Origin of the sequence: Nonomuraea deserti, assembly GCF_004348685.1 — a bacterium.
In the GTDB taxonomy this organism is placed as follows: domain Bacteria; phylum Actinomycetota; class Actinomycetes; order Streptosporangiales; family Streptosporangiaceae; genus Nonomuraea; species Nonomuraea deserti.
This window is the reverse complement of sequence record NZ_SMKO01000113.1, coordinates 1-17,070: the sequence shown is the minus strand read 5'-3', so window position 1 is coordinate 17,070 and position 17,070 is coordinate 1. Positions and strand designations below refer to the sequence as shown.

At 65.4% G+C, this 17,070-nt stretch carries 11 protein-coding genes and 2 pseudogenes; 7 read left to right on the top strand and 6 right to left on the bottom strand.

All coding sequences use genetic code 11. The features are described 5' to 3' along the window. The first annotated feature begins 164 nt into the window (after positions 1–164). From E1292_RS31790 to E1292_RS31765, 5 genes and pseudogenes are all read left to right on the top strand, one after another. Complete coding sequence (locus E1292_RS31790; RefSeq protein ID WP_165974844.1) at positions 165–944, top strand: transposase; 780 nt, start codon at positions 165–167, stop codon at positions 942–944. A 395-nt stretch (positions 945–1,339) separates the two neighbouring features. Further along, a pseudogene (locus E1292_RS31780) lies at positions 1,340–1,618 on the top strand (NUDIX hydrolase); the annotation flags it as partial. 118 nt (positions 1,619–1,736) lie between these two features. Continuing rightward, complete coding sequence (locus E1292_RS31770) at positions 1,737–2,465, top strand: site-specific integrase (RefSeq protein WP_281284073.1); 729 nt, start codon at positions 1,737–1,739, stop codon at positions 2,463–2,465. Further along, positions 2,462–2,731 (top strand): site-specific integrase, encoded by a 270-nt coding sequence (locus E1292_RS55125; RefSeq protein WP_281284072.1) that lies wholly within the window; start codon positions 2,462–2,464, stop codon positions 2,729–2,731. The genes E1292_RS31770 and E1292_RS55125 overlap by 4 nt, the downstream gene beginning before the upstream one ends. Positions 2,732–3,834: 1,103 nt before the next feature. Beyond that, entirely contained in the window at positions 3,835–4,191 is a 357-nt protein-coding gene (locus tag E1292_RS31765) for a hypothetical protein (RefSeq protein ID WP_132599571.1), read from the top strand. A 507-nt stretch (positions 4,192–4,698) separates the two neighbouring features. Here E1292_RS31765 and E1292_RS54215 read toward each other — a convergent pair. After that, on the bottom strand, positions 4,699–5,031 hold the full coding sequence (locus E1292_RS54215; protein WP_246090473.1) for a hypothetical protein: 333 nt from the start codon (positions 5,029–5,031) through the stop codon (positions 4,699–4,701). Between the two features lie 32 nt (positions 5,032–5,063). Continuing rightward, a pseudogene (locus tag E1292_RS54210) lies at positions 5,064–5,156 on the bottom strand (NAD(P)-binding protein); the annotation flags it as partial. A 147-nt stretch (positions 5,157–5,303) separates the two neighbouring features. Here E1292_RS54210 and fxsT point away from each other — a divergent pair. Further along, positions 5,304–8,528 (top strand): FxSxx-COOH system tetratricopeptide repeat protein, encoded by a 3,225-nt coding sequence (fxsT, locus tag E1292_RS31755; RefSeq protein WP_132599569.1) that lies wholly within the window; start codon positions 5,304–5,306, stop codon positions 8,526–8,528. Between the two features lie 1,081 nt (positions 8,529–9,609). Then, positions 9,610–14,244: a sacsin N-terminal ATP-binding-like domain-containing protein gene (locus tag E1292_RS31745; protein ID WP_132599567.1), complete on the top strand. Its 4,635-nt coding sequence runs from the start codon at positions 9,610–9,612 to the stop codon at positions 14,242–14,244. Between the two features lie 307 nt (positions 14,245–14,551). Here the strand turns inward: E1292_RS31745 and E1292_RS52950 are convergent, their stop codons facing one another. From E1292_RS52950 to E1292_RS52945, 4 genes are all read right to left on the bottom strand, one after another. Further along, complete coding sequence (locus E1292_RS52950) at positions 14,552–15,133, bottom strand: hypothetical protein (RefSeq protein ID WP_220447157.1); 582 nt, start codon at positions 15,131–15,133, stop codon at positions 14,552–14,554. Then, positions 15,085–16,086 carry a hypothetical protein gene (locus E1292_RS31740; RefSeq protein ID WP_220447156.1) on the bottom strand — a complete coding sequence of 334 codons (1,002 nt, stop codon included), beginning with the start codon at positions 16,084–16,086 and terminating at the stop codon, positions 15,085–15,087. The genes E1292_RS52950 and E1292_RS31740 overlap by 49 nt, the downstream gene beginning before the upstream one ends. Then, complete coding sequence (locus E1292_RS31735; RefSeq protein WP_132599565.1) at positions 16,083–16,421, bottom strand: hypothetical protein; 339 nt, start codon at positions 16,419–16,421, stop codon at positions 16,083–16,085. Before E1292_RS31735 ends, E1292_RS31740 begins: the two co-directional genes overlap by 4 nt. 330 nt (positions 16,422–16,751) lie before the next feature. Beyond that, on the bottom strand, positions 16,752–17,070 hold a 319-nt coding region (locus E1292_RS52945; RefSeq protein WP_220447155.1), incomplete at its 5' end, for a hypothetical protein.

The window sequence follows — 17,070 nt, the reverse complement described above, 5'->3', positions numbered from 1 at the left end:
CTGCGAATGAGAGGGGGTTGATCGCCAGTATCTGGGGGTTGGTGTAGATCGCGAACCTTCGGAGTGACCAGGTGGCCGTTCGTCCTTGCCGTGGTCGGGTAACGCCGGAACTGACTGCGCGGGTGGCTCGCGCGAGCAACCCGCGGGGCACGACGGCGATGTGGGTGCGCGACCATCTCGACGGGCTCTGGAGCGACGAGGACTTCGTCGCATGGTATCCGCGCGACGGGCGGCCGGGACTGTCGCCTGCGCAGTTGGCCACGGTGTCGGTGCTGCAGTTCCTGCTGAACCTGTCGGACCGGCAGGCGGCCGAGGCGGTGCGCTGCCGGATCGACTTCAAATACGCGCTCGACCTCGATCTGGACGATCCCGGCTTTCACCACAGTGTCCTGACCGACTTTCGGGACCGACTCGCCGAAGACGACCGCGCCGATCGGCTGCTCGGCCTGGCGCTGGAACGGATGAAGGCCGCCGGCCTGGTCAGGGAACGGGGCCGGCAGCGCACCGATTCCACGAACGTGCTGGCTGCAGTCCGCGACCTCACCCGCCTGGAGTTGATCACCGAGGCGATCCGGGCGACGTTAGAGGAGCTCGCGCGGGAGGATCCAAGCGTGCTGGACGCGCTGGTCGACGAGCAGTGGGCCAAGCGCTACGGCCGCCCAGTCCGCCTGGTCAGCCAACCGTCCCGACCCGTCGGCCGGTTGAAGGACGCAGGCCAGGACGCGTTCGCGTTGCTGACCCTGCTCCGCGGACGGGCCCGCGGCCGGCACGCGGAGGGCCTGCGCCAGATCTTCCTGCAGAACTTCGTCCCCGACAGTCGAGGCGCCGTCCGGCCCCGATCCGATGACGACGGGTTCCCGCCCGGACGGCTGCGGATCGTCCCCCCTACGATCTCGAGGCCCGCTGGGGATGCCGGGGCGACAAACGATGGACCGGCTACCTGATCCACACGACCGAGACCTGCGACGACGACACGATCAACCTGGTCACCGACGTCGCCACCACCTGCGCCAGCCGCAACGACAGCACCGCGCTTTCGGGCGTCCACGACCGGCTGGAGCAGCGGAAACTCCTTCCCGCCGAGCACCTGGTCGACTCCGGCTACACCTCCGTGGTCGGCATGCACCAGGCCGCCCGTCGCACCATCACCCTGATCGGCCCGCTGCACACCAACAACTCCTGGCAGCACCGCACCCAACCCGGTTGAGTTCGGCGTCGCCCGGCCCACCATCCGCAAGGCCATGGAACGCCTCAGGGACGCCGGCAAGGTCTACACCGTTCCTAACCTCGGCAGCTTCGTCACGCCCGACGAGCACTCTGCACAGTAGGCCGCCCCCCTGTGAGCCGGCAAATCGACTACTACAACGACCCGAACGCGCCTGCCGCCAACAGCCTCGTCCCCTCAGTGAACGTCGTGGTCACTAACGACGCAGGCGAGGTGCTGCTGATCCGCCGCTCCGACAACGACAACTGGGCCCTGCCCGGCGGCGCGATCGACCTCGGCGAGTCCATCCCCCAGGCAGCGATCCGTGAGACTTTCGAAGAGACCGGGATCACCTGCTGGATCACGGGACTGGTCGGCACATACAGCGATCCTCGCCACGTCATCCACTACAGCGGGTGAAAGCCTGAGGTGACACGGCGTGGTTGCGTGCTCGCGGCGGGGGTTCGGGAGTATGCCGGTGGGATGCGTTATCCGGATGGTGGTGGTCTGACCCCGGCGGCGCGAGCCAAGCGTGAACAGGTCCGCTTGGAGGCTGCCGGGCTGTTCGCGGCGGGCATGTCGCCGGCTCAGGTGGGAGCCGACAGCGGAGATCGCCCGCGCTGTCCGCTGGCTGGAGGGCGCGTCGCTCCCGCTGAGCGATCTGGAAGAGACCAAGCACGCCCGTGCGGCGCTGGAAGCCCTGGCGCTGCGCCTGGACGGCACGCCTGCGGCGACCTCGACGTACCGCCGCAAGCGGGCTGTCTTCCATCACGCGCTTGAGTACGCCGTGGAGCTGGAAGAGCTTTCGGCGAATCCCCTGCACAAGGTCAAGTTCCGCAAGACCAAGGTGAGCGGCGAGATCGATCGGCGCTCGGTGGTCAGCCCCAGGCAGGCGCGTGAACTGCTCACCGCGGTGACCTACGTGGGGCGATCGCGCGGGCCGATGCTGGCCGCCATGTTCGCCTGTATGTACTTCGGCGGTCTCCGCCCGGCAGAGGCGGCGGGACTGCGGCAGAAGGACTGCCGGCTCCCCGAGCAGGGTTGGGGGCTGCTGACGCTGGAGAAGACCAGGCCACAGAGCAACAGGCGGTTCACCGACTCAGGGCAGGCCCACGACGAACGCGGGCTTAAGCACCGGGACGTGAAACACACACGCACCGTGCCCATCCCTCCCGAACTGGTGGCCATCCTTCGCGATCACATTGCGGCGTTCGGAGTCGGCGAGGACGGCCGGCTCTTCCGCACGCGCACAGCGGCGTGATCTCGGGTTCGGCATACGCGAAGGTCTGGCAGGAAGCCCGGACGTACGCCTTCACCCCCGACCAGGTCGCCTCTCCCCTGGCGGGCAGACCGTACGACCTCCGGCACGCGGCAGTCTCGCTCTGGCTCAACGCGGGCGTGCACGCCCCAGAGGCGGCCGAGAGAGCGGGACACGGCGTGGACGTGATGCTGCGCGTCTACGCCAAGTGCATCGACGGTCAACAGGAGATCGCCAACCGGCGCATTCTCGAAGCGCTTGCGGCATGACACAGGAGCCACGGCAGGGCCCCGGGACGCCTCGGGGTCCTTTCGCTGTTCCGGGCTCGAAACTCCCGTGCCGACCTGGGAAAACGTGGCGGCGGGCATTCCGCGTATGTTCCGCGAACAGTGGCACAAGGCTGCTTTCGACGGCCTCCCGCTGCCTACGGGGCAACCGGGCCGATCATGCAAAAGACCAGGTCAACCCGTGGATTGCCTGGTCTCGGTAGCGCGCCCTGCAGGATTCGAACCTGCGACCGTCGGATTAGAAGCAAGATCCTTTAGTGTCGCGCTGTGCCGTTGGGTGACGGTTCGTGCCACCTCAGCGCAGTTTGCGTGCCAGATGATGCCGTGTCCTGACGGCGTATGACGGGGCGTACGAGCACGCATCGAGCACGGTCGACACCCCATTCGATCATTGCGCCGCGGCCTCCCCGCGTAATCTCCGCACCCGGCTACGCGGGCAACGTCCGTGAAAAGCGGTCACAGTGCTCGGCACGCGCTCCAACCCGCACGCATTCGGTGATCTCCCCGCGCAGCCGCCCGCTTTGGATCAAGGTCATCGCTGGCTTCAGTTGTCACCCCCGCTCCGTTCGTGTGAGGCCAACCACGCGGACAGCGCGGGGATGGGGTGGCATTTGGTTGGCAGACACAGAGATCGAGCCCCTACTGGCCCGATACTTTCCTGCTGGTCCTACCTGGCAGAAGCTGGATTCGGCGAGGTATCGAACCGGTGGAGGTCGCCATGCACCTGCCTGGCACCAAATGGCCCATTCGCAGTCCCCTGCCAGCTCTCGATCATTACTCTGCATCCACGAGACTCATCGACGATCACCCACATCTCCCGTACCTGCTCGCGGACGGCCCGTTAGGGTGGGCGCAGTGCTGAGCACGTATCCGGAGATCAGAGACAGGATCTACGAGCTCGCGCACCAACGCGATCTCCTGGTCACGTGGCCGGAGACAACTGAATCAATACGGTTGCTCCATCTCGTGAATGCCGACCGAGCCGTCGTGGCAATCGCCACCGTGCCCCTAAGGAGGTTCACTCGAATCCGACTGGAGCGGCTTCGGCACGATCTGGCGCATCTGTTCGGAGAGGAATGGCTGGAATGACCGAGCGCACACTTACCTTCAAGGTCACCCGCGACAGGGCCCTCGACCTGGGCGCCGATGTATGGGTAGGACTGGCGCAGGATGCTCCCGGAAGCGTCTCGGGGGAGACTCTTGCTGAGTTGCGCGAAGAGGCGGAAACGATCAAGCATGGGCTCCTCGGTCTTGCCAAGGACGTTCCGGTCAAAGTGCAGTTCGTCTTCGACCTTCCCGGCGTGACAGCCGACGCCTTCGATTCCTACCGAGAGACTCGCGCCCATTTGGTCGAACAACTCCGCCAAGCCGGCCTGGCCGAAGCCGAGATCAACACCCTGCTCAACACGCCGGATCTGAACCTTCTGCAGCGGACTGCTTGAGGCTGGGCACGCAACTGCTCGTGTACACCGCGCGGGACCCTGGCAACGCCGACCGGCCTGGTCCCCACCACATGACACGTGAGCCCCCGGGCGCGGCTCGTCGAACTTGCCTCGCTCGGAAACACGGTTCTGTCCTCTGAGCTGGGGCTTAGCTGTGTGGTCCGAGCGGCGGCTGCGACCATCGCAGGGCGTTGGTTATCCCTGGTTACCGGTTGGTGAGGTACCTGTCCGGCCTGCTGGGGATGCTGGTTTGATCTGATCTGGGCGAAGGACGTTGAGTTGCTGGCGCTCCGCCACGAGTACCAGATGCGCCGCCGTCGGCTAAGTGGCCGACCGCGGTGGGGTCACTGCGCCTGCCGATAATCACATCCGCCCAGGTCATGACTCTGCGAAAGCTCAGTTCAGCCAGATCGAAGGACATTCATCGGGAACACACGCGAGTTCGCTGGGCGAGATCTGAAAACGCGCGGAGTTCGTCGTTGACGCCGGCGTCATGACCCAAATGGATCACGGTCGGGATGTCTGATCGGGCTCGTCGGCGAGTAGATGCTCGGCGACGGCGGAGTATCTGGCGACGGTGCTGTGGAAGATCTCGAAGATCAGCGACAGGTGAAGCGGGTCCGCTCCTCCGGTGAGAGCTTCGTGGAGGATGCGGTCCTTGCGTATCCGGCCGACGCTGTATCCGGTGCGGTTCATCCGCGACGTCACGAATTGTTGGCTGATTGGACCGGTGCTGTGGGCGGTCTTGTCGCTGATGAGGACATGGGGGTTGGTGGTGTGCGGCCAGGTTGTGCGACGGTGGGGAAGCCAGCGGCGAACCAGGCCGGAGTGAACAGGCACAGGCTCTCGTAGCAGCACGGCCACAAGCCGCCCGCCTGGTCGCGGCCCTCCAGCACGAGCGGACGTCTTCCTCGTGCGGTGAGCGCATGGGCGGCGGCGAGTCCTGATTGGCCCTCGCCGATCATTACCACCTCTTCTATGCCGGGGAAGCTTGTTTCGGATCGATGGTGGCGGGATGATCAGGATTGCACCTCGGCCGATCAACACCATTGTCAGCGGGGTGCGGCACACTGTCGGTGATTCCTGTGGGAGCCGAGGTGAGGAGCCGACTGGTGAACACTCCCAGGCAGTCCAGTCTGTTGATCCGGTTCGCCCTGGACACTCTTGGGGAGCGCAATGCGCACCACGAGTTCGAACAGCTCTGTCTGGACGTGGCCCGTCTGGTGCTCGTGAGCAATTTGGTGCCGGCGACCGGCCCCGTAAGCAGCGGGGGCGATCAGGGTCGGGACGCCGAGAGTTTCTGGACGAGCCTTGCCGCGGCTCCGTCGCCGGTCTCGGCTTTCGCGCGCCTAGCTTCGACGGAGAAGGTCGTCTTGGCCTGCACGATCCAGAAGGACCGCGTCCCCGCCAAGATCAGAAGGGATTTGGCCTCGATCTGCGGCCAAGGAAGTCCCGTACAACACGTGCTGTACTTCACAGTGGCCCCGGTGCCGGTAAGCACACGACACACGCTGGAGGATGAGGCGCGGGATGTCTACCAGGTCAAGCTGGACATCTTCGATGCGGTTGCTCTGACAGATCTCCTGACCAGGCCCGAACTCTACTTCCTGGCCGAGCGATATCTGAGTCTTCCGCCGCTGCCTGGTATCAGCGACGCGTCCATCGGCGACCTGTCGGTGGCAGTGCCCGAGGACTTGGTCGAGCACCGAATCCGCGGACGGGAGGCGCTGCTGACCGCCTTGGAGGAGCGGGTGGCGAACGCTGGCGGGCGGTTGGTCCTGTGCGGGATGGGCGGCACCGGCAAAAGCACGGTCGCGCTGGCGCTCGCCCGACGAGTCGCCGTACGGCGGACAGTCTGGTGGGTCGATGCCGCGACCCCGGCCGCCTTCGTGGAGGCGATGCGTGAGGTCGCCGTACAGGCAGGGGTGGAGCGTGCCGAGGCGCGTGAGGTGTGGCGCAACCACGAGGCAGCCCGGGATGTGCTGTGGGACGCTCTAAACAGGTCGACCACTGCGCCATGGCTGCTGGTCGTTGACAACGCCGACGACCCGGCGGCCGTGCGGGACTGGATCAGGCAGCCGGTCACGGGGAACACGGTGGTAGTGACGAGCCGCGACCAGCGCTCCGAATCTTGGTGGACGTCGGCGGCAATCCACGCCGTTGCCCCGATCTCCGAGGCCGAAGGCGCCGAGATGCTCCGTGAACTGGCGCCCGACGCCGGCCCCAAGGGCGATGCAGTACACCTGGCGCGGCAATTGGGCGGCCTCCCTCTGGCTCTGCTGCTCGTGGGCAAGTATCTGGCGATGACGAGCGGTGACCTGGTGCTCCCCGAGTCGGAGGTGCCTCGGACATTCGCTGCGTATCGGGAGTCGCTGGACACGGAGTTCGCCGAGGCGATCACAGCGCTGCCGCACGATCCACACGGCCCGCTGGCCCGTACATGGGAGATGTCGCTGGATCTGCTGGAAATGCGGGGCACAGTGGCCGCGCGGCCGCTGTTCCGGCTGATTTCGTTCTTCGCACCTGAGCCACTGCCGGTCGCCCTGCTTCGCAGGAATGTGCTCGCTGCCGCAAACGACTTCAAGAATTTGTCCTCGTCTGGGCTCGAAGCTGCGGTACGCGGTCTGCTTGGATGCGGACTGCTGCACCGTCGGCGCTTCGAGGGGCTCGGTTCGACGGCCGAGACACTGATCGTTCACCCGCTTGTCAGGGAGATCACCCGTACCCAGCCAGCTGCCATCGAGGCAGCATCGGTGTACGCGACTCTGTCGACCGCCCTACTTGCTACGGTGGCGAAAGGGCTCGACCCGATCGTCCCGGCGAACTGGCCTCTGTGGCGGCTACTGCTGCCGCACTGTGTCCACGTCGCGGCAGACACGACACACGCTGCCGCGCTGGAGCACCAGATGCGAGGCGACCTCGCAGATCGGGCGGCGGTGTACGCGCACCAGTCAGGCCAGTGGTCAGTGGCAGAGGAGCAGTTTGGCCATGCCCTGACTGCATACGCCCACACCGCTGCCGATGCCGGTCCCAGGACTGTGCTGACGACACGGCACAACTTCGCCCTGCTAAAACGCGATCAGGATCGTCTCGATGAAGCAGAGGCAGACTTCGGTGACATTCTGCGCGGAGCGACGCGGGTGCTCGGTCCGGATCACGCCAATACGTTGACCGCTCGCCACGAATTGGCCCGGCTCCGCCTCGACCGGGGAGATGTCGAGGGCGCGCACACGGAGTTCTCAAGACTCGTCCCGCATCTGATCGCCGTCCTAGGCCCCGAGCATTCGACCACCCTCGCGGCGCGCCACGAACTCGCCAGAGTCCTGCGTGGCCGAGGAAACCTCGCCGAGGCCCGCAACTCGTTCGAGCAACTGATTCCCGACATGGCGAACGCGCTGGGCGACGCTTCTCCCAATACGCTAACCTCCCGCCACGAACTGGCGGACCTACTGCTCGAACTCGGTGAAGTCGAGCAAGCCCTAGACGAGTTCGAGGCGACTCTCCGCCAGGAAAGACTGACGCTGGGCCACGACCATCCGAGCACGCTGGTCACCCGACACAATGTCTGCTACGCGTTGCTACAGCTCGGTCGGTTCGACGAGGCGGAGGCAGAGCTGCGTGCCATCCATGCGACGTGGGCCCGTATCGCTCCCCAAGGGCACACGTCCTCCCATCGAGCCCAGGGCACTCTTGCGGGGTTGCTCTCCGCGACGGGGAGGCCCGCGGAGGCCGAGGGGCATTTCCGTGCTGCGGCCGAGGCATTGGTAGCGGCGCTTGGTCCTACTCACCCTGAGACAGTCGTCGCCCGCCTGGGCCACGCCGACACGCTTCGTCTGCTCGACAGACATGCCGAGGCACAGGCCATGCTGCAGTCCCTGTTGACCTCTGTCCTCGCCTCTCATGACACCGGTCATCCCAGTCTGCTCTCGGTGCGCCGGCACCTGGCGGACGTGTACTTCGAGCAAGAGCAGGACGCCGCCGCCGAGCATCAGCTGCGGCTTTTAGCTGAGGCGCAGAGCGACGTTCTGGGCACGGGGCACCCTGACACCTTGAGAACCCTCAGTCAGGCGGCGGCGGTCGCTCTTCGTCAGGGCGAGGCCAACCGCGCCACCCGCGAACTGGCTGCCCTAGTCGACCCACTGGCCTCGCACCTCGGCAGCGACAACGACGACACCCTGAGCGCTCGGCTGAACTTGGCCTACGCATATCTGCTCCTTGGCGACTCTGCAGCGGCAAGTCGCCAACTGACCGATGTCTTGATGGCGTACGAGAACGGTTGTCGTGCTCCGGACGAGCTGCTGGCATCCGCACAGGATCTGCAGCGTCAACTAGGCTGAGACCGCACTGAATTGGCAGCAGGCGTGGTCCGCCCAAGCTGCCCGATCTTTGGCCTGAGCTGTCTCTGGGGAGCCGTTAAGCGGCGGACATTGATGCTGGGGAGGCAAGACGGGGCCCGTCTGGGAGTACAGCGACCGGTGCGTCGGGAATCGAACCCGCGCTGTCAGCTTGGATGCCTTACAAGATCATGCCGTCTGAGCTGGGGAAACGCCTACCTGCGCAAATCCTGGTCGAGTGACCGTGAGTCCCCTTGAATCCTGTACCGCTTCATAACGCGTCGCAGGGTGCTTGATCTGCGGTTTTGACCTTCAGCAGCGGTACGAGCAAGATCGCGGCCTGTTTCGGCTCGTCTGCTGTATCTGATCATGGTTCGGGTGTTCGGCTGGCTGGTGTTGTTGGGACGTGGCCAGGCGTCCAAAGACGTCGAGATCATGGTGCTCCGCCATGAGGTGGCCGTGTTTAAGCGTCACCTCGCCCGCCCGAAGCCGGACTGGGCCGATCGAGCGCTCCTGGCGGCCTTGGCGCGCTTCCTACCTACAGTGCTGCGGGCACATCGGCTGGTCACCCCGAGCACCTTGCTAGCCCATCGTCGCGGTCGTCCTGGCTGGCCTGACGGCTTGCACCGGGCTTCTCCACATCGGCCTCGTCGCCGCATGCGCCGCTTTGACCGCCTCATGGACAGACAAGGCTCCTCGGCGCAAGGCGGCCGTCACCGTCCTACGCATTCTCCTTGACCAGCTTGACGAGGCTTCCCGCGACCAGCGGAGCGGGGAAAAGCAATGACGTCAGACCCTGTTTCCAGCGGGCCGCCCCGAATCCGCCCCCATACCGGGGCCGCGCTTACGCCTATGTCTTGAGCACGATGCAGAGAACGCCGAACGCCAGCGAGACGCCGATCGGCATCCATGCGAAGCCGCACGAGAGTGCGGCTCCGCATGGCCTCTCCTGTGCGGTTGCCAGGTGGTGGCGGTCGTCGGGCCACCTGGCCCAGAAATGTCAGTGATGGAGGCTATGGTCACCATCAGCCTGCGATCCGGTCGTAGGCGCCTGCCTCTTCTTCTCGACTCAGTGGGAAGGCACGTGCGCCCTAACCAGAACTCGAAACTTCACCGCGCCCAGACGGCCGCACGTGCTGTCTACAATCTGGACGCTGCCGGCGAGATGTATCTGCCGGAGGACAGCGAGGCAGCTGCCTGGGCTGTCAACTTCCTCGGCGAGCGCATTCGCAACGCAGACAACATCACGCACGAGATGGCTGACCGCAGCCGGTTAGGGGCTGCCAACCTCTCCAATGACCGGCTTCAGTTCCTCTCAGAGATGATCCAGAACGCCGATGACGTTCGGGCTACGGAAGTCCGGATTCACCGAGGACCGAGCGGTCTGACCATCGCACACGACGGGCTACCGGTCAGGCTTGCGGATCTCTGGGCGATGGTCGCCCCCTGGCGCAGCACCAAGACAGACAACGCGGATCAGACTGGCAAGTTCGGCATCGGGCTGATGACGTTGGAGGCCATTTCTTCCGTACGCGAGGTGCACTCCAGCCCTTATCACGCCCGCCTCGACGGGTTCAGCATCGCGGCGATGCCTCCCCAGGACTTTCCAAAGGCGGTGGGTGACGATAGGTGGACTTTCTTCCACATCCCGCTCCCCGATGATGTCGCCACCGGTGACGAGATCCTCGCCTGGATGCGTCGCTGGGATCATTCGGCGCTGCTCTTCCTCCGGAGCGTCTCTCGGATAGTGGTTCTGGATCAGGAATATATACAGGTGGCGGTCCTCGAGCTGGCGTTGCAGTCCCTCCCACCAATCCAAGCTGCTCTGTCGGGTGAAGAACGCCCAGTGGAACGCAAACGCGCCCAGGCCCCCGACGGACGCACTTGGACCCTCTACCACGGCACGCCGCCATCGCCCGCCGTTGAACGGCAGGGCAAGGCCAAAGGGGCGACCATCCCGATCACAGTCGCTCTCGCGGACGGGCACGAAGAAGCCGGGATGCTCTACGCGGGGCTCCCTCTTCTCGCCTTCCGCCACCCCGTGCGGGTCAACGCCCCGTTCGATCCGGTGAGCGCCCGGCAAGACCTGGCCGATACATCCTGGAACGCCGCCCTCGTTCCCATGATTGGAGAGATGTGGGTCGCCGCAGTAGCCGACCGATTCCACGATGCTCCCGCTGCGACGTGGGCCCTTGTTCCCCGTAAGGACGAAGAGGCAGGGAACGCGGCAGCCGCAGTTCATGCGCTCGAAGAGGACCTGCTCGTACGCTCTCGCGAGGACCTTCCAGACAAGGTCACGTTCAACACCCGTGAAGCTGGGTGGCTTTCCCTCTCGGAGAGCGCCCTCGAATCTCGCGCCCTGGAGCGGGCTGGTCTCCTGACCCCGGCTGAGATCGCCGCGCTGGCCGACCGCGCGGCGATGCTCCCCTTGGAAGCGCGGGATCCGAGCGGTCGCTGGCGCAACGTCATTGAGGACGAATGGGCATACTCTCCCAACGTGGAAGTCGCTGATGCGCTTCCACTGCTGCAAGAGACCTCGCGACCAGTCGAGTTCGTGATCGCATTGACCGCGCTCGGCCTGACCGCGAAACTCGGAGATCACCTTCTACAGTTGCCCTGTGTCGTCGATGCGAACGGCAAACGGCTTCGCCCCCCGTCCGCGAATGGCGGCAGGATTCTCACGCTGTGCCCGGCACCGTTGGCCGACGCCTTCGGCTGGTCGGTACGGCTCCATGAGGCATTCAACGCCGATTCCGGGGACGCCAGGAAGGTGCTGGCCTGGCTACGCGAGGTCAGCCCCGTAATCGATACCGGTGCCGCGGTGGAAGCGGTCCGCCGCTTGGCCGCCCTCGGCACGCAGAGCGGGCAAGCACCGCAACAGGTCACGGATGAGCAACTCCATGCCTTGTGGAGCGCGCTTCCCAACGTGTCCGCGGCGGACTGGGACAAGCTCGCCCCCGACGTTGGCCGCGCCATCGCCCTGCGCGCCCAGGCCTACGATGGGGAGGGGGCGACCAGCGAGGTGTTTGTCACGCCCCACAAGGCGTACCTGCCTAGTGCGTACGACCGGAACGCATTCTCCACCGCCGCGGCTGCCACACCGGACTTGGCTTGGATCGACGCACGCTACGTGCACCTCCTTCGGTCGGAGACGCCGCGTCAAGGCATGAGCGTCACCCAGTTTCTCCGCAGTCTCGGCGCCGAAACTGCACCCCGGCTCCTGCCGCTGGCCTCCACGAGGGGGCCCTCATACAAGGACCCTCGAACTTACGCTAACGCATACATTTCAGGCAGTCCGGCCAGCGACCTCAGAGCAGAGGCCATTCGCAAATTTAAGCCTGGATTGACTCTCTACACGCTCAGCGATCATCACTCGCCAGATCTGCGACGTGTGCTGTTAGACATCGCGAACGAACGAGATGGTGAGCGACGACGCCGTCGCGCTGCTGCGGCCCTGCGGCTCCTCAACCAGCTCTGGAACCAAGAAAGCGCTCTCAGGCAGCCCTGGGACCGACGGAGCCCGTGGGAGGTCGACGTCGCTCATGCCTATAACGGCTGGCAGCGGGACGGCGCTGTCGCCGCTTTCTGGGTCTGGGAGGCTCGCACCATCGCCTGGCTCGACAACTGCCGAGAAGTCCCCTGCCGACCAATGGACCTCGCTCTGCGCAGTTCGAGCAACGTTGCGGTTCTCGGCGAGGAACGCGAAGAATACCTCCACCCCGAGGTCAACTCGATCCCACTTCCAGAGGTCGCCGCTGAACTGGGGATACAAGGGAAGGCAGAAACACCCAAGCTGATCGAGCGGTTGCGATCCCTGCGCGAGCAGAACGGGACGGGCCAGGGGCCCGTGTCCCAGGAGACGGCCGCTCAGGCGCTGCTGGTCTATCGGGCACTGGCCGAGGTAGTCACGGTGGCCCGGAGGACGAGCAACTCGTCATTCGGCTACGGCAGAACCACCGAACCAGAGATAGTCAAAATCATCAGAAACGCGCTCAGCGTCTCCGAAGGGCTGGTACTTACCCAGCATGGATGGCGACGTCCCGCAGTCGTCCGTCGAGGAGCCCAGATCTTCGGCGACCAGCTTCCTTGTGTCCTGGAGGCCGGGGGATGCGAAGAGCTGTGGGAGACATTGAAGATCCAGCAGCCGTCCATCCACGACGCTATCCGCATCCTCCGCACCATCTCCAAGAAGCCTGCCACGCCAGCGAACGAACGAATTCACCTGGAGTGTCTACGACTACTGGAGCGCGACCTGGCCCAAACCCAACAGAACTCGCCTGAGCTGGCGAAAAGCCTGCGAAGGCTGCCACTGCGAACGACAAGCAGTTGGACAACCCGCCGCCCGGTCTACGCGGTGAGCCACGAAGGGATCGCCCGACAGCTGGGCCGGCACGTGCCCACCTGGCAACCTGGGATCGGCCTCGACCAGCTCCGAGAGCTGATGCATCGGGCGCACGTGCACGAGCGGGACACAAGCGACATGGTCGTGGTCGAAACCTCCGTGCGGGACGGGTGGAGTGCCCCAACGGAGACCCAGCTCTTTCAGCTCTCGGTCAAGCACCTCCGCGACCAGCTGACGCGCCGGGCTACTCCACCCCCCGCCCCGGAAGTGAGCTGGGAATGGCTCGAGACGGTCGAGGTCTATGTCGTCCCTGACCTGGCCGTCCAGGTTAGCCTGGAGGATGCGCAGATGTCTCCCGCACTGCCCGTATCAGCCTTCCTCAACGGCGAAACACCGACCCTCTACGTGCGCGGTGAACACGAACTCGCCCGCGTCAAGGGGGTCGGAGCCGCGATCGCCGCGTTGTTCTCCACGGACAGCTACAACATCGCCGCCACGTGGGTCGGCGCCTGGCAGGACGTCACAGACGACAACACATCTCGAGCGCTCACACTCCTGCCGACGACAGACCAGCCCGGACGGCTCGAACAGGCGTCGCGAGCCGCCGAGCAACATGCGCAGCGCATCGAGCACGCTGCGGCTCAAACGGCCCCCGAGACGGAGCTCGAACTCGTTGCTCCAGTTGAGGAGTCGTCCGAGAACACCCTGGAGACAGTTCCCGAGACGCCAGGTGTCCCATTCCCATCCTCTCCGCAACCAACGCCGTCAGACGACGCACCGGAACGTCGGTTGATCGACCCTGCCGTCTTCCAGCCCATTGGTCTTGCCGAGCCGCAAGCGGCTACTGAGCCACACTCCACGTTCAACCGCCACGAGGGAAATCCCTCGCTCGTGACCCCCGGTCGCGGCTTCGGCGGGCGTGCTCCCAACTGCACAGCGGTTCCGCCGAGCTACACCACAGGTGAGACGGAGACGGTGGCCTTCAACCTGCTCAAGTCGTACCTGGAAGGCAAGGGGTTGACTGTTGAGGATCTACGGGGTATCCGACGAGTTGGAGCCGACGTCCGTGACTCCGACCAGGTCTACTACGAGATCAAATCAGCTTCTGGGACGGAACCAGACGCCGTCACGCTCACCGATTACGAGTTTCGGCGGGCGATCTTGGAGCGGGAGAAGTACATCCTGGTTGTAGTTTCCGGGCTGGAGGACACTGGGCAGGAATGCGCACCTCGATTTCGACTCATCGCCGACCCGCTGCGCATGCTGGGAGCTGAGGCCCTCGCCGGAGTACGGCTCACCGGAGTTCGCCGTCACGGACAGATCCTCTCCCTCTCCCGCATCGCCGAAGGAGATCCGGAGTTAGACGAATCGGCTTGAACTCTGGTGTTAGCGTCCATAGGAGCGGTCAACGAGATTGTCTAACCCAGCCAGCCCAGGCCACTCCTTGATCCGATTGACGCGCCGTTCCAGCGTGTTGCGCTCCTTGCAGAGATCGGAATCATGACGGACCGGCTGGCCGCGCAACCCACGGGCCTCCCCGCCGTAGCACTCGCCCCGCACATCAACAGCCCCTGGTGTGCCCGGTCGCGACTATCGCGGCAGCGCCGACCGCCTCGCCGCGGAGCTTCCCGTACTCCGGACACTTGGCCTGAGGTCACCTCTGATCGAATGCGAGCCCTGATGGCTAGGCGCGTTCTGGGGGCACGTTGGAGCGGCTGACGGCCAGGTACGTCTCCGGCGTCGCCGCTTCGAGGAGCCCTTCGTCGCCTTCCAGGTCGAGTTCGGGGTCCTGGGGACGGCGCAGCAGATCACTCCAGTCTCTTGTCGCTCCTCGCTCGTAGGCGTCGCGGAGCCGGGGGCGCAGCCGGGGGCGGGCTTCCTCCTGCTGCTCGCGGAAGATCCGCCGCTGCATGAGTCGCTGTTCTTCCTGAGCGTCGTCGCTGAGTTCCTGGACATCGGCCAATTGGTCCTCGGCACGCAGCTCCGGGGTGCGCTGGGCGATGGCGAGGTCTTCCTCGTGGAGGCGCTCGCAGGCGGCGAACAGCTTCCGGGACATGCCGAGGTGAACCTCGGTTCCGGGGATGCGGCAGGTGAGGAAGTCGTCAAGGCCCCAGGAACGGACCCTGGCGCGCAGGGTACGCCGCTCGGTGTAGGGCGCTACTCCGCGGACTTCGGCCCGCATGGCGCGGGTGAAGTCGTCGTCTTCCAGGGGCGTGGTCAGCCCGGAGCGCCGACGACGGGACGCGCGGTCAGCGGAAACGAGCACCGTGCGCAATTGCGAGGCGGGAGGGAGCGCAGCGCCAGGTAAGTGAGCATTTGGGCGCGGGCCGCGCCAATGAGCGCGTCGTCGCTGTCGCCGAGATGGTCTTCGAGGTTACCCGGGCCGACCGCTGACTCATCGTCGCTGTCGAATCCCACTGAGGCGAGCGGCGCCCGTCCTCGGTGCAGGTCGTGGTCGATAGTAAGGAAGAGGTCGTCTCCAGGCCGCACGCACGCTCCGACCAGGATGGTGCGGTGGGTGTGCGAGCCGAGAATCTTGCTGCCGGCGGCCAGTTGCTCCCACCCCTTGCGGAGCGTGCTGAGGCCCACGTCGCCCCCCTTGGCCTCGATCAGCCAGTACAGGCCCTCTGCCTGGTGCTGCCCCCACAGGTCGGGCAGCTTATTCTTCGGGTTCTTGAACGTGTTGAGCAGAGCGGGGATCGGGCCACCAAGTTCGAGGTGCTCGGTCTGACCGAGGCCCAGCAGCGAGCGGCAGGCCCACTCGGCCATCGTCATACCCAGCCGGTAGGCGGCTGCGTTCTTCGCGCTGCGCTCGGTACTGTACGCGTACACCGGGTTCAGGGTCAGGCGCCGGCCCTTGGTGCCTCGTACGGGGTACTTAGGCATGACGGGGTGCATGCCGAGATAGGCGTACAGCGGCGCAACCCGGGCGACGAGCTCCCCGTGCGCATACCGCGGCTGATTCCGCAAGTGCGGGGTGACGTCGCGGCCGACCTCAATGGCAGCTTTGATGATCTCTCGCCAGGTGGTGGTCGAGACGTACCAGCCGTCGGCCGCCGGGAACCCACCTGACCCCGCCCACGGCTTGAGCATGGCCGTCCGCCACTGCCTCCTGGGCTTCTTCGCAGGCCCGTTACGGAAAAGGACCGGTACGTCGAAGCTGTCGGCGTAGGTGAGCGGTGGCTCGTCGGGGACGTGTGCGGGGATCACGTAAATCACTCTGACACGGTTGGATCGCTTCCGGCACCGGATATGGGGTTGCCGACCGGCTCCCAAGAGGAGCCATTCGGTTGGCCTCGGAAGCGGGTGTGGGGCACTTCGAAGCGCAGAGCCCTCGTCCGGTGGGAGAAAGGGCTCTGCGGCACCGAACGGCTCGCCCCGGGCCACCACGGATCAACTTTCGTGATCTTGTTGACGGTGTATGCCGTCACCTGGCGTTTGTCGTTTGAGGTGCCCGCCTTCAGCCCATGCTGAACGCCGGTAACGCCGCCCTCGCCGACATCGAAGCGGTCCTTCTGAAGGCCATCGAAGCCTGCCTGCCATCCGGTCGCCACGTCAACCTCGACCGGGGATCACCACCCAGTCCATCCGGCTGACCGCCCACCGCCTGGCCACCACCCAAGAACCGACGCGACGAGCAGTCCTCCATCTCATCCATGCGAACCGCCTGCGCAACGTCAGCCAGCACCAGAACGCCCTGAAAGCCTCCCAGCAGGCTGGCGACCTGTACAGCGAGCTGACCCGACTCAACCTGAGTTTCCCCCCGCGCTCCGGACACTTGACCTGAGGTCATCCCCGATCGACTGCGAGCCCTGGCTGGCGCGTCTTTCGTCGCGCACCGTGAAGGGTGGAGGTGGGACAAGTGGCAAAGACTCGTGTGCAGGTCAGCAGGCGATGCGGCTGCGTGGATGCGGAAAGGGATGACGTGTCCGCGTCTGCCGGTAGATGACGATCACGGCAGCTGGTATTTCACGGTCCAGGTACGTGGCCTGGACGGGCAGCGGCAGCGCGTCCGCAAGGGTGGTTACGCCGACCCCGAGGAAGCGCAAGCGGCAGGCCGTGCCGACGGCCATGGAAGACTCCTGGTGGGCGGCCAGTTGAGTCCCGGCTGATGGCCACGAGAATTCCCCGTGGATGGCCTCGGGTGCCCTGATCTCCACCCGCCCCTTGGGAGACCTCCCCGGTCCGGTTTGCTGATGTTTG